The organism is Planomonospora antibiotica, assembly GCF_014647955.1.
Taxonomy (GTDB): Bacteria; Actinomycetota; Actinomycetes; order Streptosporangiales; family Streptosporangiaceae; genus Planomonospora; species Planomonospora parontospora.
The window spans coordinates 162,643-189,447 of record NZ_BMQE01000007.1; the positions used below are offsets into that span (position 1 = coordinate 162,643).

General features: G+C 72.4%; 21 protein-coding genes. 14 read left to right on the forward strand and 7 right to left on the reverse strand.

Annotated elements, in window-relative coordinates; translation table 11 throughout:
• Nucleotides 1-209 precede the first annotated feature (209 nt).
• On the reverse strand, nt 210-1,064 hold the full coding sequence (locus tag IEZ06_RS09275) for a PAC2 family protein (protein ID WP_189236266.1): 855 nt from the start codon (nt 1,062-1,064) through the stop codon (nt 210-212).
• Nucleotides 1,065-1,128: 64 nt separating this feature from the next.
• A complete protein-coding gene (locus IEZ06_RS09280; protein WP_189236267.1) occupies nt 1,129-1,584 on the reverse strand; it encodes a universal stress protein in 456 nt (151 codons plus the stop codon).
• Between the two features lie 101 nt (nt 1,585-1,685).
• Here IEZ06_RS09280 and metH point away from each other — a divergent pair, with 101 nt between their 5' ends.
• From metH to IEZ06_RS09325, 9 genes are all read left to right on the forward strand, one after another.
• Nucleotides 1,686-5,150, forward strand: coding sequence for a methionine synthase (gene metH / locus IEZ06_RS09285; RefSeq protein WP_189236268.1), 3,465 nt, complete (start codon nt 1,686-1,688; stop codon nt 5,148-5,150).
• A 29-nt stretch (nt 5,151-5,179) separates the two neighbouring features.
• On the forward strand, nt 5,180-5,863 hold the full coding sequence (locus IEZ06_RS09290) for an HAD family hydrolase (RefSeq protein WP_189236269.1): 684 nt from the start codon (nt 5,180-5,182) through the stop codon (nt 5,861-5,863).
• Between the two features lie 91 nt (nt 5,864-5,954).
• Nucleotides 5,955-6,491, forward strand: a complete 537-nt coding sequence (locus tag IEZ06_RS09295) for a cellulose synthase (RefSeq protein WP_189236270.1) — start codon at nt 5,955-5,957, stop codon at nt 6,489-6,491.
• A gap of 267 nt (nt 6,492-6,758) precedes the next feature.
• A complete protein-coding gene (locus IEZ06_RS09300) occupies nt 6,759-7,760 on the forward strand; it encodes an ABC transporter permease (protein WP_189236271.1) in 1,002 nt (333 codons plus the stop codon).
• A 59-nt stretch (nt 7,761-7,819) separates the two neighbouring features.
• Nucleotides 7,820-9,595 carry an ABC transporter substrate-binding protein gene (locus tag IEZ06_RS09305; protein ID WP_189236357.1) on the forward strand — a complete coding sequence of 592 codons (1,776 nt, stop codon included), beginning with the start codon at nt 7,820-7,822 and terminating at the stop codon, nt 9,593-9,595.
• A gap of 85 nt (nt 9,596-9,680) precedes the next feature.
• Nucleotides 9,681-10,694, forward strand: a complete 1,014-nt coding sequence (locus IEZ06_RS09310; protein WP_189236272.1) for an ABC transporter permease — start codon at nt 9,681-9,683, stop codon at nt 10,692-10,694.
• On the forward strand, nt 10,691-11,728 hold the full coding sequence (locus tag IEZ06_RS09315; protein ID WP_189236273.1) for an ABC transporter ATP-binding protein: 1,038 nt from the start codon (nt 10,691-10,693) through the stop codon (nt 11,726-11,728). Before IEZ06_RS09310 ends, IEZ06_RS09315 begins: the two co-directional genes overlap by 4 nt.
• Nucleotides 11,725-12,783 (forward strand): ABC transporter ATP-binding protein, encoded by a 1,059-nt coding sequence (locus IEZ06_RS09320; protein ID WP_189236274.1) that lies wholly within the window; start codon nt 11,725-11,727, stop codon nt 12,781-12,783. Before IEZ06_RS09315 ends, IEZ06_RS09320 begins: the two co-directional genes overlap by 4 nt.
• Before the next feature lie 280 nt (nt 12,784-13,063).
• Complete coding sequence (locus tag IEZ06_RS09325; RefSeq protein WP_189236275.1) at nt 13,064-14,740, forward strand: ABC transporter substrate-binding protein; 1,677 nt, start codon at nt 13,064-13,066, stop codon at nt 14,738-14,740.
• Between the two features lie 99 nt (nt 14,741-14,839).
• Here the strand turns inward: IEZ06_RS09325 and IEZ06_RS09330 are convergent, their stop codons facing one another.
• On the reverse strand, nt 14,840-15,664 hold the full coding sequence (locus IEZ06_RS09330; RefSeq protein WP_189236276.1) for a GNAT family N-acetyltransferase: 825 nt from the start codon (nt 15,662-15,664) through the stop codon (nt 14,840-14,842).
• Nucleotides 15,665-15,743: 79 nt separating this feature from the next.
• Between IEZ06_RS09330 and IEZ06_RS09335 the strand changes: the two genes are divergently transcribed.
• On the forward strand, nt 15,744-16,598 hold the full coding sequence (locus tag IEZ06_RS09335; protein WP_189236277.1) for a LysR family transcriptional regulator: 855 nt from the start codon (nt 15,744-15,746) through the stop codon (nt 16,596-16,598).
• Nucleotides 16,599-16,642: 44 nt separating this feature from the next.
• On the opposite strand, the gene IEZ06_RS09340 is transcribed toward IEZ06_RS09335, so the two are convergent.
• The 3 genes from IEZ06_RS09340 to IEZ06_RS09350 all read right to left on the reverse strand — a co-directional run bounded on the left by IEZ06_RS09340 (nt 16,643) and on the right by IEZ06_RS09350 (nt 19,664).
• Nucleotides 16,643-17,326: a response regulator gene (locus tag IEZ06_RS09340; protein ID WP_189236278.1), complete on the reverse strand. Its 684-nt coding sequence runs from the start codon at nt 17,324-17,326 to the stop codon at nt 16,643-16,645.
• Nucleotides 17,323-18,603 (reverse strand): sensor histidine kinase, encoded by a 1,281-nt coding sequence (locus IEZ06_RS09345; RefSeq protein WP_189236279.1) that lies wholly within the window; start codon nt 18,601-18,603, stop codon nt 17,323-17,325. Before IEZ06_RS09345 ends, IEZ06_RS09340 begins: the two co-directional genes overlap by 4 nt.
• Before the next feature lie 191 nt (nt 18,604-18,794).
• A complete protein-coding gene (locus IEZ06_RS09350) occupies nt 18,795-19,664 on the reverse strand; it encodes a RecB family exonuclease (protein WP_189236280.1) in 870 nt (289 codons plus the stop codon).
• 169 nt (nt 19,665-19,833) lie between these two features.
• Between IEZ06_RS09350 and IEZ06_RS09355 the strand changes: the two genes are divergently transcribed.
• From IEZ06_RS09355 to IEZ06_RS09370, 4 genes are all read left to right on the forward strand, one after another.
• Complete coding sequence (locus tag IEZ06_RS09355) at nt 19,834-20,925, forward strand: site-2 protease family protein (RefSeq protein WP_189236358.1); 1,092 nt, start codon at nt 19,834-19,836, stop codon at nt 20,923-20,925.
• A gap of 273 nt (nt 20,926-21,198) precedes the next feature.
• A complete protein-coding gene (locus IEZ06_RS09360) occupies nt 21,199-22,734 on the forward strand; it encodes a hypothetical protein (RefSeq protein ID WP_189236281.1) in 1,536 nt (511 codons plus the stop codon).
• A gap of 13 nt (nt 22,735-22,747) precedes the next feature.
• A complete protein-coding gene (locus IEZ06_RS09365) occupies nt 22,748-23,185 on the forward strand; it encodes a hypothetical protein (RefSeq protein WP_189236282.1) in 438 nt (145 codons plus the stop codon).
• On the forward strand, nt 23,182-24,711 hold the full coding sequence (locus IEZ06_RS09370; RefSeq protein ID WP_189236283.1) for an FHA domain-containing protein: 1,530 nt from the start codon (nt 23,182-23,184) through the stop codon (nt 24,709-24,711). The genes IEZ06_RS09365 and IEZ06_RS09370 overlap by 4 nt, the downstream gene beginning before the upstream one ends.
• Nucleotides 24,712-24,727: 16 nt before the next feature.
• Here the strand turns inward: IEZ06_RS09370 and IEZ06_RS37135 are convergent, their stop codons facing one another.
• Nucleotides 24,728-26,719, reverse strand: coding sequence for a cation:proton antiporter (locus tag IEZ06_RS37135; protein WP_189236284.1), 1,992 nt, complete (start codon nt 26,717-26,719; stop codon nt 24,728-24,730).
• Nucleotides 26,720-26,805: the final 86 nt, after the last annotated feature.

Below are 26,805 nucleotides of genomic sequence, written 5' to 3' on the forward strand. Positions count from 1 at the left end.
GTTCGGCGTGGGGGTGACGCCATCGGCCGGTGTTTGCCGAGCCGTGTTTCTCCTGGTTGTGCAATCGTTGCAAGTCTGCGATCTCCGCCGGGTGCGTTCCGGCGGGAATCCGGTGAGGACTGATTATTACCCGAAATCAGTGAGAAATGGGGTAAATAGCAGTAACTCTGCGCTGTGTGTCTCAGCGGTCTCCGTCACGGCCGCTTGTCTCAGCCGTCTCCGTCGCGATCCCGGCGGCGCAGGTAGCGCTCGAACTCCGCGGCGATGGCGTCGCCGCTCGCCTCCGGCAGCTCGGTGGCGTCCTTGCGCTCCTCCAGCTCCCGGACGTACTCGGCGACCTCGGTGTCCTGGGCGGCCAGCTCGTCCACGCCGTGCTCCCAGGCCCTGGCCTCCTCGGCCAGCTCGCCCAGGGGGATCGGGACGTCGAGCAGGTCCTCCATCCGGCTCAGCAGCGCCAGGGTCGCCTTGGGGTTGGGCGGCTGGGCGACGTAGTGCGGGACCGAGGCCCACAGGGAGATGGCGGGCAGCCCCGCGGCGCCCAGGGCGTGCTGCAGGACGCCGACGATGCCGGTCGGGCCCTCGTAGCGGCTCAGCTCCAGGTTGATCGCCCGGGCCAGCCCCTCGTCGGTGGCCGAGCCGACGATCGGCACCGGCCGGGTGTGCGGCGAGTCGTTGAGCAGCGCGCCGAGCAGCACCGCCAGCTCGACGCCCACCGCGCGGCAGACGCCGACGATCTCGTCGCAGAACGAGCGCCAGCGCATGTTGGGCTCGATGCCCCGCAGCAGGACCACGTCGCGGGCGGAACCGGGCGGCCGGGCCACCGACAGCTTCGTGGTCGGCCAGGTGAGCGACCTGGTCAGGCCCTCGCCCATCTCGACGGTGGGCCGGGTGACCTGGAAGTCGTAGTAGTCCTCGGGGTCGAAGGAGACCAGCTCGGTGGCCTTCCACTCGGTCTCGAGGTGCGCGATCACTCCGCTCGAGGCCTCGCCCGCGTCGTTCCACCCCTCGAACGCGGCGATCAGCACCGGGTCGACGAGCTCGGGCAACCCCTCGAGTTCGATCACGCGCCGCCTCCTTGTCCCGCCTCGTTTCCTCCGGCTAAGCCTATGCGCTCAAGGCGGTCCCGCGTCACCTCCCGGAGGTGGTGCGGACGATCAGCACGTCGCACTCGGCCCGCTGCGAGACGCTCGACGGCACCGAGCCGAGCAGCCGCCCGGTGAGGCTGTTGAGCCCCCGGTTGCCGACGACCAGCAGGTCGGCGCGGAGCCGGTCGGCCAGGGAGACCAGCACGTCGACCGGGTCGCCCTCCTCGGCGGCCAGCTCGATCACCGGGGCGCCCGCGGCGACCGCGTGCTCGCGGGCGGCCCGCAGCGCGTCCTCGGCCGGGGTGGAGCCGCTCACCTTGTAGGACAGCTCGCCGAGCAGGTCGGCGGCCGCGCTGCGGTCGCGCTCGCGCATGGGGAGGTAGGCGCAGGCCAGCACGAGGGTGGCGCCGGTCGCGGCGGCCAGGGAGGCGGCGGCGGAGACGGCGCGGAAGGAGGAGGGGGAGCCGTCGGTGCCGACGACGACGGTGCGGTAGGCCACCGGAATGACACCTCTCGTAACAGGACGGGGGTAATTGGACGGAAAGTGCAATTGCCACCGTGAACGATAGCCGCCGCGCGGTTCCCAGTAAGCTTCCGCCTATGACAAACGCACCGTCCTTCCGTGACGTCCTGGCCGAGCGCGTGATGGTCGCCGACGGGGCCATGGGAACGATGCTGCAGGCCCACGACGTCACCCTCGACGACTTCGAGGGCCACGAGGGCTGCAACGAGGTGCTCAACGCCACCCGCCCCGACATCGTCCGGGCCGTGCACGACGCCTACTTCGAGGTCGGCGTCGACTGCGTGGAGACCAACACCTTCGGCGCCAACCTCGCCGCGCTCGGCGAGTACGACATCGCCGACCGCGTCTTCGCCTACTCCGAGGCCGGCGCCCGCGTCGCCCGCGAGGCCGCCGACCACTGGTCCACCCCGGACCACCCCCGCTTCGTGCTCGGCTCCATCGGACCCGGCACCAAGCTGCCCACCCTCGGGCACAAGCCGTACGGCGAGCTCCGCGACGCCTACTACGACAACGCCGCCGGCCTGGTCTCCGGCGGCGCCGACGCGCTGATCATCGAGACCTCCCAGGACCTGCTCCAGGTCAAGGCCGCCGTCACCGGCGCCAGGAGGGCCATCGCCGACGCGGGCCGCGACGTGCCGATCATCGCCCAGGTCACCATCGAGACCAACGGCGCGATGCTGCTCGGCTCGGAGATCGGCGCGGCGCTCACCGCGATCGAGCCCCTCGGCGTCGACGTCATCGGCCTCAACTGCGCCACCGGCCCCGCCGAGATGAGCGAGCACCTGCGCTACCTGGCCCGCCACGCGCGGGTGCGCCTGTCGTGCATGCCCAACGCCGGGCTGCCCGTGCTGACCTCCGACGGCGCCTACTACCCGCTCAGCCCGGACGAGCTGGCCGACGCGCACGACACCTTCACCCGCACCTACGGCCTGTCGATCGTCGGCGGCTGCTGCGGCACCACCCCCGAGCACCTGCGCAAGGTCGTCGAGCGCGTCCGGGGCCGCGAGACCGCCGCCCGCCGCCCGCACCCCGAGGCCGGCGCCTCCTCGCTCTACCAGCACGTCCCCTTCCGCCAGGACACCTCCTACCTGGCCGTCGGCGAGCGGACCAACGCCAACGGCTCCAAGGCGTTCCGCGAGGCGATGCTCGCCGGCAACTGGGAGGAGTGCGTCGAGATCGCCCGGGCCCAGGCCCGCGACGGCGCCCACATGCTCGACCTGTGCGTCGACTACGTCGGCCGCGACGGCACCCAGGACATGCGGGAGCTGGCCTTCCGCTTCGCCACCGCCTCCACGCTGCCGATCATGCTCGACTCCACCGAGCCCGCCGTGCTGGAGGCCGGCCTGGAGATGCTCGGCGGCCGGGCGATCCTCAACTCGGTCAACTACGAGGACGGCGACGGCCCGAACTCCCGCTTCACCAGGATCATGAAGCTGGCCCGGGAGCACGGCGCCGCCGTGGTCGCCCTGACCATCGACGAGGAGGGCCAGGCCCGCACCGCCGCGGACAAGGTGCGCATCGCGACCCGCCTCATCGAGGACCTGACGGGCAACTGGGGGATGAGGGTCGAGGACATCGTCGTCGACGCCCTCACCTTCCCGATCGCCACCGGCCAGGAGGAGACGCGGCGCGACGGACTGGAGACCATCGAGGCCATCGCCGAGCTCAAGCGGCGCTACCCGGCCGTGCAGACGATCCTGGGCCTGTCCAACATCTCCTTCGGCCTCAACCCGGCCGCCCGCGTGGTGCTCAACTCGGTCTTCCTCAACGAGTGCGTCAACGCCGGGCTGGACTCGGCCATCGTGCACGCCTCCAAGATCCTGCCGATGGCCCGCATCCCCGAGGAGCAGCGCCAGGTCGCGCTGGACATGGTCTACGACCGCCGCCGCGAGGGCTACGACCCGCTGCAGCGCTTCATGGAGCTGTTCGAGGGCGTCGACAGCGCCGCCACCGCCCTGTCCCGGGCCGAGGAGCTGGCCGCGCTGCCGCTGTGGGAGCGGCTCAAGCGGCGCATCATCGACGGCGAGAAGAAGGGCCTGGAGGCCGACCTGGACGAGGCGCTCGCCCAGCGCCCGGCCCTGGAGATCGTCAACGACGTGCTGCTGGACGGCATGAAGACGGTCGGCGAGCTGTTCGGCTCCGGCCAGATGCAGCTGCCGTTCGTGCTCCAGTCGGCCGAGGTCATGAAGACCGCCGTGGCCTACCTGGAGCCGCACATGGAGCGGGTCGAGGGCGAGACCAAGGGCCGCATCGTGCTGGCGACCGTCAAGGGCGACGTGCACGACATCGGCAAGAACCTGGTGGACATCATCCTGTCCAACAACGGCTACGAGGTCGTCAACCTCGGCATCAAGCAGCCGGTCTCGGCGATCCTGGAGGCCGCCGAGGAGTCCGGGGCCGACGTCGTCGGCATGTCCGGCCTCCTGGTGAAGTCCACGGTCATCATGAAGGAGAACCTCGAGGAGATGAACTCCCGGGGCATCGCCGGCAAGTACCCCGTGCTGCTCGGCGGCGCCGCGCTGACCCGCGCCTACGTCGAGCAGGACCTCGCCGAGCTGTTCGAGGGCGAGGTCCGCTACGCCCGCGACGCCTTCGAGGGCCTGCGCCTGATGGACGCCTTCATGGCGGTCAAGCGCGGGGTGGAGGGCGCCAGCCTGCCGCCGCTGCGCGAGCGCCGGGTCAAGACCGGGGCGACGCTGGCCCGCACCCCGGTGGAGGAGCTGCCCGCCCGTTCCGACGTGGCCGCCGACAACCCCGTCCCGGCCGCGCCGTTCCTCGGCGACCGCGTGGTCAAGGGCATCCCGCTCGCCGACTACGCCGCCTTCCTCGACGAGCGGGCGACGTTCATGGGCCAGTGGGGCCTCAAGGCCGCCCGCGGCGGCGACGGGCCGTCCTACGAGGAGCTGGTCGAGACGCAGGGCCGCCCCCGGCTGCGGATGTGGCTGGAGCGGATGCAGACCGAGGGGCTGCTGGAGGCGGCCGTGGCCTACGGCTACTTCCCGTGCGTCAGCGACGGCGACTCGCTGATCATCCTCGACGACGCCGGCAACGAGCGGACCCGGTTCACCTTCCCGCGCCAGCGCCGCGACCGGCACCTGTGCCTGTCCGACTTCTTCCGCTCCAAGGACTCCGGCGAGGTCGACGTGGTCGCCTTCCAGGTCGCCACGATGGGCGGCCGGATCTCCGAGGCCACCGCCGAGCTCTTCGCCAAGGACGCCTACCGCGACTACCTGGAGCTGCACGGCCTGTCGGTCCAGCTCACCGAGGCGCTCGCCGAATACTGGCACGCCCGGGTCCGCTCGGAGCTCGGGATCGGCGGCGACGAGTCGCTGGAGGACATGCTCAAGGTCAACGTCACCGGCTGCCGCTACTCCTTCGGCTACCCGGCCTGCCCCAACCTGGAGGACCAGGTCCAGCTCGTGGAGCTGCTCGACCCCGCGCGGATCGGCGTGAAGCTGTCGGAGGAGTTCCAGCTCCACCCCGAGCAGTCGACGTCCGCGCTGATCGTCCACCACCCCGAGGCCGGCTACTTCAACGTCTGAGAACGTCTGAGGCGGAAGGGGCACCGGGGATGGACGCGGTCCTGTTCGACATGGACGGGCTTCTCGTGGACAGCGAGAAGGTCTGGTTCCAGGTCGAGACCGAGGTGATGGCGCGGCTGGGCGGGCACTGGGGGCCGCAGGACCAGGAGCACCTGGTGGGCGGCTCCATGCCGTCCACCGTCGCCTACATGCTGAAGGTCTCCGGGTCGCCGGCCGACCCCGCGGACGTGGCGGCCTGGATGCTGGAGGGCATGGTCGGCCGCCTGTCCGGCGGGGTGGAGCTCATGCCGGGCGCCGCCGAGCTGCTGGCGGCCGTACGGCGGGCGGGGCTGCCCGCCGCCCTGGTCACCTCCTCCTCGCGGAAGATCGCCGACGCCTGCCTGCAGAGCATCGGCAGGCACCACTTCGACCAGGTGGTGACCTGCGACGACGTGGAGCGGACCAAGCCCGACCCCGAGCCCTACCTGACCGCGGCCCGGCTGCTCGGCGCGGACCCGGCCCGCTGCGTCGCGCTGGAGGACTCCCCCAACGGGGTGACCGCGGCCACCGCCGCGGGCTGCCGGGTGGTGGCGGTGCCGAGCGTGCTGCCGATCCCGCACGCGCCCGGCCGCCTGGTCGTGGAGTCCCTGCGCGAGGTCGACGTCGAGGTCCTGCGGGCGCTGTCCGAGGGCGACGAGGAGGCCCTCCCCGAGGCGCGGAGCTTCGACCCCTAAGGGATGATCCCTCCCTGAGGAGGAGGATCGCCTGCGGATTCGCGTGCCAGGATGGAAATCCGGGTACACGACGACGAGGGGGCGATCCGCCATGACATTCCACCAGATCGCATGGTTGCCGGTCTGCGCCGGGCTGACCGGCGTGGGACTGGTGCTGAGCTTCCTGCTGCTGCGCCGCAGAGGCGCCGCGGCGGGGCTGCGCGCCGCGGCCTGGTCGCTGCTGCCGCTCGCCGCCTACCTGACCGGCGCACTGCCGACCCTGTGGCAGATCGGCACGGCGGTCACCGGGTTCGTGACCGGCCTGGTGCTCAACCCCACCGTGTGGGCCGGGGTGGCGGTGGCCGGGGTCTCGGCGCTGCTCTTCCTCGTCTCGGGTTTCCTGCGAGGGCGGCGCCTGGCGACCGCGCGCAAGGCGGCTCCCGCGGCGACGCCGGCGGTCCCCGCCGCGCCGGGCGCCCCCGCGGTGCAGGGTGCCACCGCGACGCAGGGCGCCGCCGCGGTCACCCAGCCGCTGCCGAAGCGCACGCCCGCGACGGCCAAGCCGGCTCCGAAGCCCGCCGCCCAGCCCGCGGCCGACGACGACTTCTCCGACATCGAGGACATCCTCAAGCGCCGAGGGATCGGGTGAGGCGGCGGATCGGTCCTGGTTGTGTCACAAAACCAAGACATAACCGGAACACCGCTCAGACATCCGCGTCAAGATCAGAACGAATGAATTTCACGTAAATCACAGTTAAGCCACATAGCCCCCCAACGGACTAGTCACCGCAGATCAGCCCATAGATTCTGCGAGGCGGGACCGCGGAAAACGGGACCGTAGACTTCAGGGCGCGACACCCCGGACCGGGGCACGCGCCCGTCGGACAACGTCGTCTGGGACCCAGGGGGCCACTGTATGACCGCACCGCTCGACGCGCCCGGCAAGGCTGCCGAGGCCGAGCCGGAGGCCGTAGTCGCGGGCGTGAGCGGGAAGGCCATCCAGGGCCGCTCGCTCGGCCAGATCGCGTGGCTGCGTCTCAAACGCGACAAGGTCGCGCTCGCCGGCGCCGGTGTCGTCGTCTTCCTGATCCTCGTCGCGACCTTCGCGCCGCTGATCGTGGGCTGGTTCGGCCATCCGCCGAACGAGTTCCACCAGGAGATGATCGACCCCTCCACGATGACGCCCAAGGGCGGCTCCGGCATCAGCGGGGAGTTCCTGTTCGGCGTGGAGCCCCTCAACGGCCGCGACCTGTTCAGCCGCGTCGTCTACGGCGCGCGGATCTCCCTGCTCATCGCCTTCCTCGCCACCGTGCTCTCGGTGGTCATCGGCACCGTCATGGGAGTCATGGCCGGCTACTTCGGCGGCTGGGTCGACACCGTGATCAGCCGGCTGATGGACATCTTCCTGGCCTTCCCGCTGCTCGTCTTCGCGATCGCCCTGGTCGGCGTGCTCGGCCAGTTCGAGCAGCAGCTCGGGGTGCAGGGCGACACGCTCCGCATCCTGCTCCTGATCTTCGTGATCGGCTTCTTCAACTGGCCCTACATCGGCCGGATCATCCGGGGACAGACGCTCTCGCTGCGTGAGCGCGAGTTCGTCGACGCCGCCCGCAGCCTCGGCGCGCGCGGGCCGTACATCCTGTTCAGGGAGATCCTGCCGAACCTGATCGCGCCGATCCTGGTCTACGCCACGCTGCTGATCCCGACGAACGTGCTGTTCGAGGCGGCGCTGTCGTTCCTCGGCGTCGGCATCCAGGCGCCCACGGCGACCTGGGGCGGCATGCTCGCGCAGGCGGTGAAGTTCTACACCGTCCCGCACTTCATGTTCTTCCCGGGCATGGCGATCTTCATCACGGTGCTGGCGTTCAACCTCTTCGGCGACGGGCTGCGCGACGCGCTCGACCCGAAGTCCTCGCGCTGACCCGGCTCACACACCGACCGCTCCTGTTCCATCTCCCTATCCTGCAAGGGGTGCAAGCAATGAAAAAGGGATCCGCACTGGGCCTCACGGCCGCGGGCGTCGTTCTCACCGTGGGCCTCGCCGCCTGCGGCGGCGGCAGCAGCGAGGGCAACCAGGCCGGCCAGACCGGCGGCGACAAGGCGAGCGCCCCGGCGGCGCAGGAGGCGTTCAACGCGGGCGTGGACAAGGTGTTCAACCCGTCCGACGCCAAGGGCGGCACGCTGAAGTTCGCCATCTCCGAGGACTGGGACTCCGTCGACCCGGGCGACACCTACTACGCCCTGTCGTGGAACCTGGTCCGGATCTACGGGCGCTCGCTGGTGACCTACACCCCGGCCCCCGGCGCCGAGGGCCGCAAGCTCTCCCCGGACCTGGCCGAGAGCCTGGGCGAGTCGAGCGACGGCGGCAAGACCTGGACCTACAAGCTCCGCGCCGGCGTGAAGTTCGAGGACGGCACGCCGGTCACGTCCAAGGACGTGAAGTACGCGGTGCTGCGCTCCATGGACAAGGAGACCTTCCCCAACGGCCCGACGTACTTCAACGACTGGCTGGACCTGCCGAAGGACTTCAAGAGCGTCTACAAGACCCCGGACGTCAACACCGACTCCGCGATCGAGACGCCGGACGACCAGACGATCGTCTTCCACCTGAAGAAGGCCTATGCCGGCTTCGACAACTTCGCCGCCCTGCCCGGCACCATCCCGGTGCCCCAGGCCAAGGACACCGGCGTCAAGTACCGCGAGCACGTCATCGCCACCGGCCCCTACAAGTTCGAGAAGGTCGAGGCCGGCAAGCAGTACACGCTGGTCCGCAACGAGAACTGGGACCAGGCGACCGACCCGGTCCGCAAGGCCCTGCCGGACCGCTACGAGATCACCCTCGGCGTCAACGCCGACGACCTCGACAACCGGATCATCTCCGGCGACCTGCACGTCGACCTGGCCGGCTCCGGCGTGCAGCCGGCCGCGCTCGGCCGCGTGCTGAGCGACCCGGCGATGAAGGCCCGGGTGGACAACCCCACCGGCGCCCGCACGTGGTACACCTCGATCATCGGCGACGTGCCCCCGCTGGACAACGTCGACTGCCGCAAGGCCGTCATCTACGCGGCCGACCGGGTCGGCCTGCAGAACGCCTACGGCGGCGAGTTCGCCGGCGGCGAGATCGCGACCGGCGTCATGCCCCCGTCGATCGGCGGCTGGAAGAAGCTCGACCTCTACCCGACCGGCACCGGCGACGCGGCGAAGGCCAAGGAGGCCCTGGCCGCGTGCGGCAAGCCCGAGGGCTTCGAGACCACCATGGCCTACCGCGCCGACCGCCCCAAGGAGAAGGCGACCGCCGAGTCGCTCCAGCAGGCGCTGGCCAAGGTCGGCATCAAGCTGACCCTCAAGGGCTACCCGACCAGTGACTACTTCACCCTGTACGCCGGCAAGCCGGAGTTCGTGAAGAAGAACGGCATCGGCCTGGCCACCAACGGCTGGGGCGCCGACTGGAACGACGGCTTCGGCTTCATGTCGCAGATCGTCGACAGCCGCACGATCCGGGCCTCGGGCAACTACAACCTGAGCGTCAAGGACAAGGAGATCGACGGGCTGATCGACAAGGCCATGCTGGAGACCGACACCGCCAGCCGCGACGCGATCTGGGGCCAGATCGACCAGCTGGTCATGGAGCGGGCCTACGTGCTGCCCTCGGTGTGGTCCAAGAGCGTGCTGGTCCGCCCGCAGGGCGCGACCAACGTGTTCGTCACCGGCGCGTTCGACATGTACGACTACGTGGGCATGGGCGTCCAGCAGTAAGTCCTGCCGGAAACCCGTTCTTCAGACGAAAGCCAAGGCGTAAGGGGGCCGGCCCACAAGGCCGGCCCCCGGAGCCGGGGGGACTGTGGTCACATACATCATCAGGCGCCTGATCGGCGCCCTGCTCATGCTCGTCATCGTGAGCATGGTCACATTCTCGATCTTCTTCGTGGTCCCCCGGATGGCGGGCGCCACGTCGGAGGACTTCGCCAACCGCTACCTGGGCAAGGCCGCGACGGCGGAGATGGCCGCGGTGGCGGCGGAGAAGCTCGGGTTCAACGACCCGGTCCCGGTGCAGTACGGGCGCTGGATCAAGGGCGTCTTCACCGGCGCCGAGTACGACACCGGCGCCTCGGTCGAGCAGTGCCCCGCTCCGTGCTTCGGCTACTCCTTCGTCAAGCGGCAGCCGGTCTGGCCGGAGCTGGTCGACCGGATCCCGGTGACGCTCTCGCTCGCCGTCGGCGCGTCGGTCATCTGGCTGATCGGCGGCGTCGCGGTCGGCGTGCTCTCCGCCCTCAAGCGCGGCTCGTTCTTCGACCGCGCCGCGATGAGCGTCGCGCTCGCCGGCGTCTCCCTGCCGATCTTCTTCACCGGCATCGTCTCCCTGGTGGTCTTCAGCTACGGGATGGGCATCACCGCCCCCGGCGGCGCCTACACGCCGTTCGAGGAGAACCCGGCGGAGTGGGCCTACAACCTCCTGCTGCCCTGGATCACCCTGGCCTTCCTCTACGCGGCCTCCTACGCCCGGCTCACCCGCGCGGGCATGCTGGAGACCATGGGCGAGGACTACATCCGCACCGCCCGGGCCAAGGGGCTGCCCGAGTCCACCGTGATCTCCAGGCACGGCCTGCGCGCCGCGCTCACCCCCATCGTGACGATCTTCGGTCTGGACCTGGGACTGCTGCTCGGCGGCGCGGTGCTCACCGAGAGCACCTTCTCGCTGAAGGGCATCGGCGACTACGCCGTCCAGGCGATCATGACGAACGACCTTCCCAAGATCATGGGCGTCACCATGGTCGCGGCGCTCTTCGTCGTGGTGGCGAGTCTGATCGTCGACCTGCTGTACGCGGTGGTCGACCCGAGGGTGAGGCTGGGATGAGCACTCCGACGAGCTTCCTCGAACTGAGGGACCTGCGCATCCACTTCCCGACCGACGACGGTCTGGTGAAGTCCGTGGACGGGCTCTCCTACAAGCTGGAGCGCGGCAAGACCCTCGGCATCGTGGGCGAGTCCGGCTCCGGCAAGAGCGTGACCTCGCTGGGCATCCTGGGCCTGCACAAGGGCACCCGGGCGAAGATCTCCGGCGAGATCTGGCTGGACGGCGAGGAGCTGGTCAGCGCCTCCGCCGAGCACGTGCGGAGGCTGCGCGGCAAGAAGATGGCGATGATCTTCCAGGATCCGCTGTCGGCGATGCACCCCTTCTACACCGTCGGCCAGCAGATCGTCGAGGCGTACCGGATCCACCACAAGGTCAGCAAGAAGGTCGCGCGCAAGCACGCGATCGACATGCTCGGCCGGGTGGGGATCCCGCAGCCGGAGCGGCGCGTCGACAGCTACCCGCACGAGTTCTCCGGCGGCATGCGCCAGCGCGCCATGATCGCGATGGCCCTGTCGTGCGACCCCGAGCTGCTGATCGCCGACGAGCCGACCACCGCGCTCGACGTGACCGTGCAGGCGCAGATCCTCGACCTCATGCGGGACCTGCAGCGCGACTTCAACGCGGCGCTCATCATCATCACCCACGACCTGGGCGTCGTGGCCGAGCTCTCCGACGACATCCTGGTGATGTACGGCGGCAAGTGCATCGAGTACGGCACCGCCGAGGACATCTTCGAGCGTCCCGAGCACCCCTACACCTGGGGTCTACTGGGATCGATGCCCCGCCTGGACCGCGAGCCGACCGAGCGGCTGATGCCGATCAAGGGCAACCCCCCGTCGCTGATCAACGTGCCCTCGGGCTGCGCCTTCCACCCGCGCTGCGCCTTCGAGGGCCGTACCGGCGGCAAGGGGAGCACCGAGGTGCCGGCGCTGCTGGAGTCCTCGGGCGGCCACCTGGTCCGGTGCCACATGCCGCCGGAGCTCAGGCGGGACATCTGGGAGAACGAGATCAAGCCGAGTCTGGAGTCCTCATGAGCGAGCCGCTGCTGTCGGTGCAGGGGCTGGAGAAGCACTTCCCGGTCACCAAGGGCCTGTTCAAGCGCCAGGTCGGCGCGGTCAGGGCGGTGGACGGCGTCAGCTTCGACGTCTTCAAAGGCGAGACGATCGGCCTGGTGGGCGAGTCCGGCTGCGGCAAGACCACGACCGGCCGCCTGATCACCAGGCTCATCGAGCCGACGGGCGGGAAGGTCGTCTTCGAGGGCAACGACATCACCCACATGTCGCAGTCGAGGATCCGGCCGTTCCGCCGCGACATGCAGCTGATCTTCCAGGACCCGTACTCCTCGCTGAACCCGCGGCACACGGTCGGCGCCATCGTCGGCGCGCCCTTCCGCATCCAGGGGGTCAAGACCGAGCACGGGATCAAGAAGGAGGTCCAGGACATCCTCGCCCTGGTCGGCCTGAACCCCGAGCACTACAACCGCTACCCGCACGAGTTCTCCGGCGGCCAGCGCCAGCGCATCGGCATCGCGCGGACCCTCGCGCTCAAGCCCAAGCTGATCATCGCCGACGAGCCGGTCTCCGCGCTGGACGTGTCGATCCAGGCCCAGGTCGTCAACCTGCTGGAGGACCTGCAGAACGAGCTGGACCTGACCTACGTGGTCATCGCGCACGACCTGTCGGTGGTCCGGCACATCAGCGACCGGGTCGCGGTGATGTACCTCGGTAAGATCGTCGAGCTGGCGGACCGCAAGGATCTGTACGACGCGCCGATGCACCCGTACACCAACGCGCTGCTGTCGGCGGTCCCCATCCCCGACGTCAAGCACCGGGGCGACCGCGAGCGGATCCGGCTGCAGGGCGACGTGCCCAGCCCGCTCAACCCGCCGCCCGCCTGCCGCTTCCACACCCGGTGCTGGAAGGCCCAGGTGATCTGCAAGACGGAGGAGCCGCCGCTGGTGGAGCTGGCCCCCGGCCACCAGGTGGCCTGCCACTTCCCGGAGAACGCCGACAAGATCTCGGCTCCGGCCGCGGCGAAGGTCGCGCAGAACGTGCAGGACGCGCAGCACCCGAAGGGCACGACCGCCTGAGCGCGGCCCGGCCGCCCGAGGGACGCCCGGCGGGGCACGGCTCGCACGAGCCGTGCCCCGCCGGGCGTCCCCGTACCCGGGCCGGACGCTCCACGCCGGGAACGCCGGGGAACGCCGAGGAGGGTCCGGCGGCGCCGTCCGGCGACCGACTGTCACATTTCTGCCACATCCTCTCACCGAGGGTGGTCAGCCGCGCCGCGCCCGTGGATCCTTCGATCACCGGAGAGCCGGTCCGCACGGGCGGCCGCGATCCGGCGGTGAGACGGCTATGAGGTGCAGCATGCGACGAGACGGTGTGCCCCTGCGCAGGACCGCGGCGGTGATCGCGGGTTCGGCCCTGGTCCTGGCCGCCGCGGCGTGCGGGGACGATCCGGCCCCGGGGACCGCCGGGGCGGGGGCGGCGGAGGAGTCGGTCCTGGTCTTCGCCTCCTCGGCCGACCCCGCCATCCTCGACCCGGCCTTCCACAGCGACGGCGAGTCCTCCCGGGTGACCAGCCAGATCTTCGAGACGCTCGTGATCACCGAGCCGGGCGGCACCGGGGTGGCGCCCGGCCTCGCGGAGAGCTGGAAGGTCAGCGAGGACGCCGACACCTACACGTTCACGCTCCGCCCGGGCGTGCGGTTCCACGACGGCGAGCCGCTGACCGCCGCGGCGGTCTGCGCCAACTTCGAGCGCTGGTACAACTTCACCGGCCTGGCCCAGTCAGACTCGGTCTCCTACTACTGGGTGACGGTCTTCCGGGGCTTCGCGAAGAACGAGTCCGGCACCCTCCGCAGGAGCCTGTACGGCGGCTGCGCGGCCGAAGACGACAGGACCGTCGAGCTGAGGCTCACCGAGCCGTCCGCCGCCGTGCTGTCGGCGCTGACGCTGTCGTCGTTCGGCATCGCCAGCCCCAGGGCGCTCAAGGCGTACCGGGCCGACGAGGTCGCCGGGACCGCGGACTCGCCGCGGTTCACCGGCACCTTCGGCACCCGGCACCCGATCGGCACCGGCCCGTTCAGGTTCGCCCGCTGGATCCGCGGCGACCGGCTGGAACTGGTGCGCAACGACGACTACTGGGGCGAGAAGGCCAAGCTCGGCAAGATCGTGTTCCGGCCGATCGAGAAGGCCGCCGACCGGGCCCGGGCGCTGCTGGCCGGCTCGGTGCACGCCTTCGACTACGCCGACCCGGCCGACCTGGAGACGCTCAAGAGGGCCGGCGCGCAGGTGCTGGAGCGGGCGTCGTTCAACATGGGATACCTCGGCTTCAGCCAGAAGACCGAGATCATGCGGAACCGGAGGATCCGCCAGGCGATCGCCCACGCGATCGACCGCGAGAGGGTCGTCGCCACGCAGTACGGCGCGGGCGCGAAGGTCGCCCAGGCGTTCATGCCGGACAGCATGTGGGGCCACAGCGAGGACTTCGCCGGATACGACCACGACGTGGCCGAGGCCCGGCGGCTCGTCGCCGAGTCCGGGGTCTCCGACCCGACCCTGGAGTTCTGCTACCCCAGCGGCGTCAGCCGCGCCTACATGGTGGACCCGGAGGGCAACTTCCGGCTGATGAAGGCCGACCTGGAGGCCGCGGGCTTCACGGTCAGGCCGAAGACCCTGCCGTGGAGCCCCGGCTACCTCGACGCCGCCCGGGCCGGTGACTGCCCGCTGTACCTCCTGGGCTGGAACAGCGACTTCGGCGACCCGGACAACTTCCTCGGCACGTTCTTCCAGTCGTTCTCCAACCAGTGGTCGTTCCGGAACGAGGAGATCTTCGAGGTGCTGGACGAGGCCGAGAAGGAGCCCGAGCAGGCCGCGCGGGAGAAGCTGTACAGGCGGGCGAACGCGCTGCTGGCCGACTTCGTGCCGGGCGTGCCGTACGCGCAGAGCCCCTCGTTCTCGGCCGCGGCCAGGAACGTGACCGGCTGGACGCCGAGCCCGGTGCTGCCCAGCGACTCCTTCGCCAGGGTCGCGCTGAGGTGACCGGCCGTGCCCCCGGTGGCCCCGGTGCCCCCGGCCGGATCCGGGCCGGTCCGGCTCGTCCGCGGGGAGCCGGCCACCGGGGCGTTCCCGGCCTCGTGGTCAGCCCAGGGCGGACATGACGGGGGCGAAGAACCGGCTCCGGTCGCCGGGGAGCGGCCCGGCGCCGAGGACCATGTCCGAGGTCCGCATCCCCGCCGCCACGCCCCGGGCCTCCAGCCACGCGGCCAGTTCCGGGCGGTCGTCGGCGACCTCGACGCGGACCGGGCCCCGCGTCCGGGCGGCGAGGTCGGCGATCAGCGCCCGGGCGGTGCCGGGGTCCGCCGCGATCACCGGCCCGACGACGGTGTTGGCCACGTTGCGCCACCGCCCGGCGTAGCCGGCGATCCCCCCGCGCCCGTCCTCGACCACCCTCAGCTCCTCGGCGAAGCCCGTGTACCTCTCCAGCATCGCCGACCTGTCGGCGCCGGCGACCTCCGCGTCCAGATCGGCGATCGCCTTCAGGTCCTCCGGCGCCGCCGCGCGGGAGACCCCCGCCGCCTCCCCGCCGAAGACGCCCACGTGCATGGCCGCCGCACCCGTCACCCGGAAACCGAGGCGCTCGTACAGGGGGCGGCCCATCGCGGTGGCGTTCAGGAACACCGTCGCGCCGCCCGCCCGCTCCACCGCGTGCCGGACCAGGCGGCCGGCCAGCCCCCGGCGCTCGCGCCGCTCGGCCACCAGCACCATGCTGACCGCCGCGGTGCGGGCGCCGTACCGGGTCAGGACCGTCGTGGCGACGAGCGTGCCGTCCGGATCGGTGATCCCGTAGCCCTCGCCGCCCTCCAGCAGGAAGCGCCACTTGCGCTCCTCGCGCCCCCACCGCCGGCTCTCGGCCAGGTCCAGGCAGGCGTCCAGGTCGTCGGAGGTCAGTTCACGGATCGGCATGAGCCGATCATCCACGCCGCGGGCCGCGGCCGTCCGATAGTTTCCGGGCATGCCGATAGCCGATGGCTATTGTGGCCGCATGAGCGTGACACTGCCCGCCGTACGGGCGTTCGTCGAGGTCGCCAGGGCCGGTTCCTTCCGGGAGGCGGCGGCCCGCCTCGGCGTCAGCCAGCCCACCGTGAGCGCCGCCGTCAGACGCCTGGAGACGGCGGCGGGGGAGCGGCTGCTGGTACGGGACCGCGACGGGGTGCGCCTGACCGGGCACGGCGTCAGGGTGCTGGCGCACGCGGCGAGCGTGGTCAGCGCCGCCGACGGGCTGGAGGCGGAGCTGGCCGGGCGCTCGCCGGGGCTGACCGTGGGCTTCATGGGGGAGGCGGCGGGCGCGCTCACCGCCGGGCTGCTCGACGAGGTGCGCCGCGTCTCCGGCGGCGAGGTACGGTTGCGCCGCTTCGACTTCGACGACCCGTCCTGCGGCCTGCTGACCGGGGTCAGCGACCTGGCCGTGGTGTGGCCGCCGCTGACCACCGGGGACGCCCTGGAGGTCCGGCCGCTGGGCACCGACCGGCGGGCGGTCGCGGTGCCGGCCGGCGACCCGCTGGCCCGGCGGGCGGAGGTGGACCCCGCCGAGCTCGGCGGGCGCGTCTGGGTGGTGCCGAGCAGTCCCGACCCCGTCTGGCGGGCCTTCCGCCACCCCGGCTCCATCGGGGTGGCGGACGTGGCGGGAGAGGTCGGCTCCGGCGCGATCGAGGAGACGCTGGAGCTGGTCGCGGCGGGCCGGGGCGTCGCCCTGCTCTCGGAGAGCACCGACGAGCACTACGCCCGCACCGGGGTGGTCTTCGTCCCGCTCCCGACCGACCACCGGTGCGCCACCGCCGTCGCCTGGCGGCGCGGCGACACCCGCCCGGTGCTGACCGGCGTCGTCGCGGGGTTCTGACGTCCGCGGCGCGGGCGGGTCCGGGGCCCGCCGAGGGGCGCTGCCTAGGGGATGGCGCCCGGCGTGATCAGGCCGGTCTCGTAGGCCAGGACCACGGCCTGGACGCGGTCGCGCAGGCCGAGCTTGGTGAGCACGTTGCCGACGTGGGTCTTGACGGTCGTCTCGCTCACCACCAGCTCGGCGGCGATCTCCGCGTTGGACATGCCGCGCGCGATCAGCTTCAGGACCTCCAGCTCGCGGTCGGTGAGCCGGTCCAGGCGGGCCGGGGTGGACTGCTGGTGGACCGGGGGCAGGCGGGCGCCGAACCTGTCCAGCAGCCTCCGGGTGACGCTCGGCGCGACGATGGCGTCCCCCGCCGCGATCACCCGGATGGCCTGCACGAGCTCGTCCGGCGGGACGTCCTTCAGCAGGAAGCCGCTGGCCCCGGCGCGGAGCGCCTCCACGATGTACTCGTCCAGGTCGAAGGTGGTCAGCACCAGGACCCTCGGCACGTGCGCGCCGCCGGTGGCCTCGCGCACGATCCGGCGGGTCGCCTCGATGCCGTCCACGCCCGGCATGCGGATGTCCATCAGCACCACGTCGGGCAGCAGCGCCCGCGCCTGGTCCTGGGCGACCTTGCCGTCACCGGCCTCACCGACCACCGTGATGTCCGGCTCGGCCTCCAGGATGAGGCGGAAACCGGTGCGCAGCAGCGGCTGGTCGTCCACGAGCAGCACCCTGATCGTCATCGTGCATCCTTGAGGGGGAAACGGGCGTCGACCTCGAATCCGCCCTCCGAACGCGGGCCGATCCTCAGGATTCCACCATAGAGGGCGACGCGTTCGCGAATGCCGACCAGCCCGTGGCCGCTCCGCTCCCCCTCGGGGACGGGCACGGGGCCCCGGCCGTCGTCCTCGACCCGGACGGAAAGCTCACCGGGGCCGCGCCGTACGGTCACCCAGGCGCGGGCGCCCGGTCCCGCGTGCCGCAGGGAGTTGGTGAGCGCCTCCTGGACCAGCCGGTAGGCGGCCAGGTCCACTCCCGGCGGCAGCGGGGGCGCATGCTCCGCCCCGCCCTCGACCCCGTCGCGGCCCGCGTCCCCGCCCTCGTCCCCGCCTGCGCAGGAGCGGACCCGCCCGGCCCCGTCGACCTCCTCGAACCGCAGCCGTGTGCGCAGGCCCGCCTCGGACATCTGGGCGGCCAGGGAGGGGATCGAGCGGACGCCCGGCCGCGGCTCCCGCTCGGCGGGGGTCGACTCGGTCCGCAGCACGCCCACGATGCCGCGCATCTCGGCCATCGCGGCCCGGCCCGTGTGCTCGATGGCCGACAGCGCCTCGCGGGCCCCGTCGGGGTTGTGCGCCAGCACCCGCCGGGCCGCGGCGGCCTGCACGGTCATCACGCTCACGTGGTGGGCGACCACGTCGTGCAGCTCCCGGGCGATCCGGGAGCGCTCCTCGGCCCTGGCGGCACGGGTGTCGGCCTCCCTGGCGCGCTCCAGCCGGTCGGCGCGGTCGCGCAGCTCCGCCAGGTAGGCGTGGCGCAGCCGGAGGCTCCGCCCCACCAGCCAGCACGTCACGGTGAGGACGACCTCGAACAGCTGGGAGGTCCAGTCGGCGAGGTCGCCCCGCGCCGCCGCGCCGGCCAGCCGGCCCGCGAAGGCCGCCGTCAGCGCGCACAGGCTGAGCGCCAGGCCGCGCCGGGCGGCGACGGTGTAGACCAGCCAGAGCACGGCGAGCCCGAGCACCGAGCCGTCCTCGCCGAGCAGGGCCAGCGTCAGGTCGGCGGTGACGACCAGGCCGAGCGCCAGCAGCGGGCGGGAGCCGCGCAGCACCGTGGCCAGGCATCCCAGCACGAGCAGGGTCAGGGCCGGCCAGCCGGGCGCCCCCGCCCCGGCGGGACCGTCCTGGGCGAGGGGGAGGTGGAGGGAGGAGAACGCGGCGGCCGCCAGCAGCGCCGCGGCGACCGCGTCCGCGAGCAGCGGCCGGTCGTGGAGCCAGGGCCGCAGGCCGCCCAGGGGGTTGCGCACACAATCAATCTAGGCGTCCAGCCCGGCGCTCCACCCTGCTGGAGGGGGAGATCGGCCTCATCCCTGCGGAGGACGCCGCGGGGCCGCCGCCCGGGGGCGCACCCGCGCGGCGTGCGGCCGTGCCGTACGGACGGGGACGAGTCCGTGGGGCGCGCCCGTACGGGGTGCGCCCGGGCCGGGCCGTACGGCGCTCAGACCTCGTCGGTGGCCTCCTTGACCGCGCGGCGGGTGCTGCGCACGGTGTCGCCGGGCTGGCGGGCCGGCAGGGGCGGGGGAGTGCCGCCGAACTCGGGGCACAGCTCCTTGTAGCTGCACCAGTCGCACAGGCGGCTGGGCCGGGCGACCCACTCGCCGCTGTCCAGCGCCCGCTCGATGGCCGCCCACAGGGCCTGGACCTTGCGCTCGGTGGCCCGCAGGTCCGCCTCGTCGGGGGAGTAGCGCAGGATCTCGCCGCCGCCCCCGAGGTACATCAGCTGGAGCAGGCGGGGCACCGAACCGTGCAGCCGCCACAGCACCAGCGCGTAGAACTTCATCTGGAACAGCGCCCTGCCCTCGAAGGCGGGTCCCGGCGCGCTCCCGGTCTTGTAGTCGACGACCCGGACCTCGCCGGTGGGCGCGACGTCCAGCCGGTCGATGTAGCCCCGCAGCATCAGGCCGCTGTCGAGCACCGCCTCGACGTACAGCTCCCGCTCGGCGGGCTCCAGCCGGCTGGGGTCCTCCAGGGTGAAGTAGCGCTCCAGCAGGGCGCGGGCCTGGGCCAGCCACCGCGCCTGCTCCTCCTCGCCGTCGAACATGCCGGCGTAGGCGGGCTCCCGCTCCAGCAGCCGCCGCCACTGGGGCTCCAGCAGGTCCAGGGCCGCGGCGACGGTGCGCGCGGGCGCCGGCAGGTCGTAGAGCCGCTCCAGCACCGCGTGGACCACCGTGCCGCGCACGGCGGCGGGCGAGGGCGGCTCGGGCAGCTGGTCGATCACCCGGAACCGGTAGAGCAGCGGGCACGTCATGAAGTCACCGGCACGGGACGGCGACAGCGCTCCGACGATCGTGGGCTCGGTCAGTGACATGTCCGCACTGTAGGCCACCCCGGTGACAGTTCGCGCTCGAGACGGCCGCTCGGAGCCGACGGACCCGCCGCCGGCGCGTAGCATCGAGGCCGGGAAGCGGTGTGCGACGAGGAGTGGTGAGCCAGCGGTGAGCAGTGACAGCCCGCGCCAGGACAGTCCGGGTCTGCGGATGGGACGCCCGTTCGGCGTCCCGGTCTACGTCTCGCCGACCTGGTTCCTGGTGGCGGCGTTCATCACCTTCACCTTCCAGCCCGTCGTGGTGTCGCGTCTGCCGGAGCTGAGCACCGGGCTCTCCTACCTGGTGGCGCTCGCCTTCGCGGTGCTGCTGTACGTCTCGGTCCTGCTGCACGAGCTGGCGCACTGCGTGGTCGCCAAGGCGTACGGCCTGCCGGTCCGCCGCATCACGCTCTACCTGCTGGGCGGCGTCTCGGAGATCGAGCGCGAGCCGGAGACCCCCGGCAGGGAGTTCATGGTCTCCTTCGCCGGGCCGCTGCTCTCGCTGGGCCTCGGCGGCGCGGGCTACGCCCTCGAACGGTTCCTGGACCCCGGCACCGTGCTGAGCGTCCTGGTCTGGCAGCTGTGGGCGTCCAACCTGATCGTCGGGGTCTTCAACCTGCTGCCCGGCCTGCCGCTCGACGGCGGCCGGATGCTCCGCGCCGGAGTGTGGCGGCTCACCCGCGACCCGGGCTCCGGGACGGTCGCGGCGGCCTGGGCCGGCCGCGTGCTGGCCGTGCTGCTGGTGGCCTGGCCCGCGACCCTGTCGCTGATGAGCGGGCAGGAGCCGCGCTGGGACATGCTCATCTGGTCGGTCCTGCTGGCCTCCTTCATCTGGTTCGGCGCCACCCAGGCGCTGCGCGGCGCCCGGATGCGGGCCCGCATCCCGCAGGTCAGCGCCCGGGCCCTGGCCAGGCGGGCCGTCCCGGTCACCGCCGACGTGCCGCTGGCCGAGGCGATGCGCCGGGCGGCGGAGGCGCAGGCCGGCGCGCTGGTCGTGGTGGACCACGAGGGCAGCCCGACCGGGATCGTCAGCGAGGTGGCGGTGGAGGCGACCCCGGAGGCCCGCCGCCCCTGGGTGACGGCCGGCTCGCTGGCGCGCACCCTGGAGCCGTCCCTGGTGCTGGCCGCCGACCTGGAGGGGGAGCCGCTGATCGAGGCGATGCGCGGCGCCCCCGCGGGGGAGTACCTCCTGGTCGAGCGCGGCGGGGAGATCTTCGGCGTGCTCGCCACCGCGGACGTGAACCGGGTGTTCACCGGGGTCTGAGCAGGCCGCGGGCGGGGCCCGACCCGGTCGTGGGCGGAGTCTGAGCGGGTTCCGGGCGGGCCGCGGGCGGGACTCGAACCTGGCTCCGGGCGGGCGGCGCGAACCACCGGGTGGTTCCGGGCGTCTCACCGGGTGCGCACGGACGGCGACACGGCGACGACGGTGCGGTCTGAGGAGAAAGGCGCTTCTTCGTCCCACTCGTTTTCAGGGCGCACCGGGACTAGTGTTTGGCCGACCGAACCGGTTGGCCCCGTATCCAAGGGACGCATCGCATTGGCACCCCCCAGCACGCCGGCCCCGCCCGGTGACCTCACCCCCGAGCTGCTCGGCGCGTCCGAATGGACCGACCGGCTGGTCGCGGCCGCCGGCATCCCGATGTACGACATCCCCTTCCTGACCGTCGGCGGCGGGATCGGTTCCTTCGTGACCCTCGACTACCTGCGCGTCTACGGGGTCCCCGCCGCGCAGATGCGGGTGGTCTCCAACATCGACCACCCGTGGCAGACCTACGAGTTCCTCACCAGGTGCTCGCAGATCCCCCGTTCCGAGCGGATCCGCTCCGACTCCTCCTCCCGGCCGGACAACCTCTGGGGCTTCCCCTCCTACGCCCTGGAGGAGGCGTGGAAGGAGAGAAACCCCTCCTACCTCTGGCAGCTGCTCACCGAGCCCCTGATCAACGACTACTGGACCCCGCGGGCCGGGACGGTCTTCACGAACCTGGAGCGCGAGGCCAAGCGCATCGGCTACTGGGACATGCTGGTCAAGGGCCAGGTCCGGATGGTGCGCCGCCGGGCGGGCGGCGGCTACTTCACCGTGGTGACCCCGCCCGAGGGGGCCGCGCCGACCAAGCGCATCGTCTTCCGCTCGCGCTTCGTGCACATCGCGGTCGGCTACCCGGGCCTGAGGTTCCTGCCCGACCTGCAGGAGTTCCGCACCGAGCACGGCGACTACCAGCACGTGGTGAACGCCTACGAGCCGCACGAGCAGGTCTACGAGTTCCTCAAGACCCGGCCGGGCACGGTGGTGATCCGGGGCGGCGGCGTGGTCGCCTCCCGGGTGCTCCAGCGGCTGTTCGACGACCGGGAGAAGTTCGGGCTGAAGACCCAGGTCGTGCACATCTTCCGGACCTTCGTCACCGGCTCCCACGGTCCGCACGCCTGGGCGCGGCGCAAGGGCGGCGACGGCTGGGCCTACCAGGGCTTCAACTACCCCAAGTCGGTGTGGGGCGGCCAGCTCAAGGCGGAGATGCGCAAGCTGGAGGGGGCCGAGCGGGCCAGGAAGTACAAGGAGATGGGCGGCACGAACACCCCCTATCGGCGGCGCTGGCAGGAGCAGATGCGCGCCGGTCGCGAGGGCGGCTACTACCACGCGGTGCAGGGCACGGTGGACCGGGTGGAGCGTTCCCCGGACGGACGGCTGGTCAGCCACGTGCGCAGCGCCGACGGGACCGTCCGCGAGCCGGTGTCCGACTACATCATCGACTGCACGGGCCTGGAGGCCGACATCGCCGAGCACCGGATCTTCGCCGACCTGCTCGAGCACGGCGGAGCCGGTCGCAACCCGATCGGCCGCCTGGACGTGGAGCGCCACTTCGAGGTGAAGGGGACCGCCAGCGGCGACGGGGCGCTCTACGCCTCCGGCTCGGCCACCCTCGGCGGCTACTTCCCGGGCGTCGACACCTTCCTCGGCCTGCAGATCGCCGCGCAGGAGATCGCCGACGACCTGGCCAGGCGCGGGTTCGTCCGGAAGATGGGGCCGCTGCGTTCCACCTCGCAGTGGTTCAAATGGGTCTTCAACTCACCGGTGTAAGGAGTCCGACCTCGTGGTTCCGACGTTGACGGGGCGCATCCAGACGCGTCTCCTCCTGCTCGCCACCGTGGGCGTGGTCGTCACCTTGCTGATCATGCCGCTGCTGCCGGGCACGGGGGCGCCCCTCGGCGACCGCTACGCCACCGGGCTGCTCGTCCTGGTGGCGGTGGGGGCGCTGGGGATCGGCTGGGAGCTGATCTACCACTTCCTCATGCAGTTCCGGTGGGAGAAGGACTGGCCGACCCTGTTCGGACTGCTCACGCTCGTTCCCGAGGGCTGCGTGCTGTACTTTTTACTACGGTCTGGTGCGATTGATGTCATCGGGCCGATTCCAGCGGGCACCTTCTGGACGCACTTCACCGTGGTCTGGGTATGCATGTGGCTGGTGGCGAACGGGCCGATGCGCGTGCCGTTCATCCGGTGGCGTTTCCGGGGAGGGAGAGTTCTGTGACCGACCAGGGCTTCGGAGCGGTGCGTCCGCTGCCGGGCAACGGGCTGGTCGCCCATGTGGGCGGGCTGCTGCTGGTGTGCGACGCGGCCGAGGCCGTCATGGAGGACCTGCTGGGGGCGCTGCGGGAGACCGCCGCCTCGGGCGGTGACGGGCGGGCGCTGGCCCGCCGGGTCGCCCGGGTGCTGGCCGCCATGATGGGTGAGCCCGTGGCGTGCGCCGTGGCCGGGCCCGTGCCCGAGGGCGTGGCCGTGCTGGTCAGCGGCCCGGCGTCGGCGTCGGTCACCGGTTCCTCCGGTGAGGTGCGGCTCGCCGGGCGCGACGCGCTCACCTGGTCCGACCGGCTGGTGCCGGGTCCGGTCACCCGGGTGGAGCTGCGCCTGCCCGAGGCCGGCGCGGCGCAGCGCCTCACCCGGCTGGACGGCGGTGTGGTCGTCGGCGGCGGCGTCGAGTGCGACCCGTCGGCGGAGGGCGAGGCGCCGCCGCTCCCCGCGCCGCAGGCCCGATCCGCCGGCTCGGCCCAGCCGGCGCCGGAGATCCGGACACCCGCGCCGGCCCCGATGGCGCAGCCTCCGGTGGAGGCGCCCGTCGCGCTCCCCGCCGCGCAGTCCGACTGGTCGCCGTTCTCCTCGGAGCCCTCCGAGCCCGCCGCGGCGCCCATGGCCCCCGCGCACTCCGAGTGGTCCGCCCCACCGGCGGAGCCCGTGCAGCCCGCGCCGCCGTACCCGATGGGTCCTCCGCCGAACCCGGCGGGCCCGCCGGACCACTACGCGCAGCCTCCCGCCCCGCCGATGGAGCCGCAGGCCCCCGCCCCGCACCCGTGGGACTCCGGGCCGATGCCGGCGGTCCCCGCGCAGGTGCCGGGCCCGCTCTCGGGCCCGGCCTTCACCTCGCAGGAGGACGCGGAGACCGCCCGGGCGAACGGGATGGGCGGTGACCCCCTCGGCTCCGGCGACCTGCGCAACGAGTCGTTCGAGTACGAACTGCTGACCCCCGGCGGCCCGCCGAGCTCGCCGGACCTCATGCCGCCCGCGGCGCCCGAGCCGGAGTCGCGGCCGCTGGTCCACGGCGTGGACTGCAAGAACGACCACTTCAACGACCCGCGGGTGCCCTACTGCGCGGTCTGCGGCATCGCCCTGGTGCAGCGCACGCTCGTCCCCTACAAGGGGCCGCGCCCGCCGCTGGGCGTGCTCCTGCTGGACGACGGCATGACGCTCCGCCTCGACGCCGACTACCTGCTCGGCCGCGACCCGGAGCGGGCCCCGGAGGTCGCCGACGGCTCGGTCCGCCCGGCCAAGGTCACCAGCCCGGACGGCTCGGTCTCCCGCCGCCACCTGCGGGTGGCGCTGGACGGCTGGGACGTCAACCTGATCGACCTGGGCTCGGTCAACGGCACCCAGATCCAGCCGCCCGGCGACCCGAACTTCTACGACATCCCGCCGAACGAGCCGGTCACGATCATGCCCGGCACGACCGTGCGGATCGGCGTCTCGCGCACCATGCGCTACGAGTCGCACCGCAACCGGTAGGCGGAGCGCCCCGCTCTCAGCCCTGCGCCGCCGGAGCGCGCAGGGCCGAGACGGCGGCCGCCCAGTCCACCGGATCGGGGTCCTGCTCGGCCCGGACCAGCAGGTGCGCGCCGTCCGGTACGGTCCCCGTGTCCGGGGCCACGACCAGCGCGCCGGGCGGGATCCCGCCCGCGGTGGCCGTCACCCCGAGCCTGGACAGCCGCTGGGCCAGGGCGGAGGCACGCCCGCCCCCGGAGACGACCAGCGGACGGTCGTGCAGCACCGCGAGGACGAGCGCCACGTGGGCCGCGGCGTCGGAGCCGCCGGAGCCGCGGTGGAGCGCGACCGGTCCGGTCCCGGGGCCGGCGGTCTCCGGTCCGCCGGGGGAGAGCACCGTCACCACCCGGCACGTCGCGCCGGCGCGCAGCTCGGCGTAGCCCGGGACGCCCGCCGGCAGCACGAGCAGGTCCGGCCTGGCCCCGGCCACCACCTCGGGCAGCTCGGCGGCCACGTCGGAGGCGAACCGGCTCACCACCCTCGGCTCCGCGCCCCGGGTGCGGGCGGCGGCGGCCAGCGCCTCCAGGTCGTGCAGGACCCCGGCCATCTCGGCGAGCTCGGACGACAGGCCGGTGCCGACCTCCAGCCGATCCCGGGGGTAGGGGCGCAGGTGGGTCAGGGCCACCTCGGAGGGGGAGGCGGCCTGCGCCAGGGTGGCGGCCAGGTCCGCCAGCGGCCCCTGCTCACCGGGCGGGTCGGGGACGACGGCCAGCACCCGGTGCGCGGCCGTCTCCCCGAGCGCGGCGCGCTCGGCCTCGGCGATGTCGCGGGCGACCCGCCGGTCGGAGTAGACCCGCCGCAGCAGCGGGCCGGTCATCCCGGTGGTGACCAGCGCCATCACCACCATCAGCGAGTACAGCTCGTTGTCGAGCACGCCCTTCTGCAGGCCGACGGTGAGGATGACGATCTCGGTCAGCCCCCGGGTGTTCAGCAGGGTGGCCAGCGCCCACGACTGCCGCCCGGGCACTCCGGCGGCCCGCGCGGCGGCGTACGAGCCCAGCAGCTTGCCGCCGATCGCCACCGCCAGGATCGCGGCCAGCGTGCCGAGGCTGGACGGGTCCAGCTCGCGCAGGTCGACGTTGAGCCCGGCCACCACGAAGAACACCGGCAGCAGCAGCAGGACGGCGAGCTGCTCCAGCCGCTCCAGGATCTCGTGGTTGAGCCGCTCGGCGCCCTCGCGCGGCATCACCGCGCCGAACAGGAACGCCCCGAAGATGAAGTGCACGTGCATCCACTCGGTCGCCCAGGCCGAGCCGATCAGGCCCAGGAGCACCACCGAGAGCAGGCCGGGGGTCAGCCGCCCCGCCCGCTCGTAGGCCGGCACCAGCCGGGCCAGCAGCGGCCGGACGGCCAGGAACATGACCAGCGCGTACGGCAGCGCGAGCAGGACCTTCCACTGCCCCTCGGCGTCCCCGGCCCCGGCGACGGCCACGACCACGGCGAGCACGGTCCAGGCGAGCACGTCGATCACGGCGGCGGCCGCCAGCGACAGGCCGCCCAGGGTGGTGCGCTGCATCCCACGGTCGGTCAGGACGCGGGCCAGCACGGGGAACGCGGTGGCCGCCATCGCCGCGCCCATGAACAGCACGAACGGCAGGGTCCTGTCCCCGCCGACGTGTTCGGACGCGAGGGCGAGCGCGAGGACGCAGCCCAGCGCGAACGGCAGCACGGTGGAGCCGAGCGCGACGGTCACCGCGATCCGGCCCTTGCCCCGGACCAGCTTCTGGTCCAGTTCCAGGCCGACGACGAACATGAACAGCACCAGCCCGACGTTGGCCAGGGCCTGCAGCGGGGGCTTCATCTCCGGACCGAACAGCTCGTCGCCGAGGAACGGGCCGAGCAGGGTGGGGCCGAGCAGGATGCCCGCCAGGATCTCGCCGACGACCGGCGGCTGGCCGAGGCGTCCGGCCAGGGAGCCCAGGAGCCTTGCGGCGGCCAGGACGATCACCAGGTCGAGCAGGAGGAGGTCCATGTGGAGCACAGGCGAGCACGCTTCCCGTAAGCAGTGAAAAGCCCCGACAATGACCAGGGCGACGTTACCGGCTGCGGGAGGCCGCC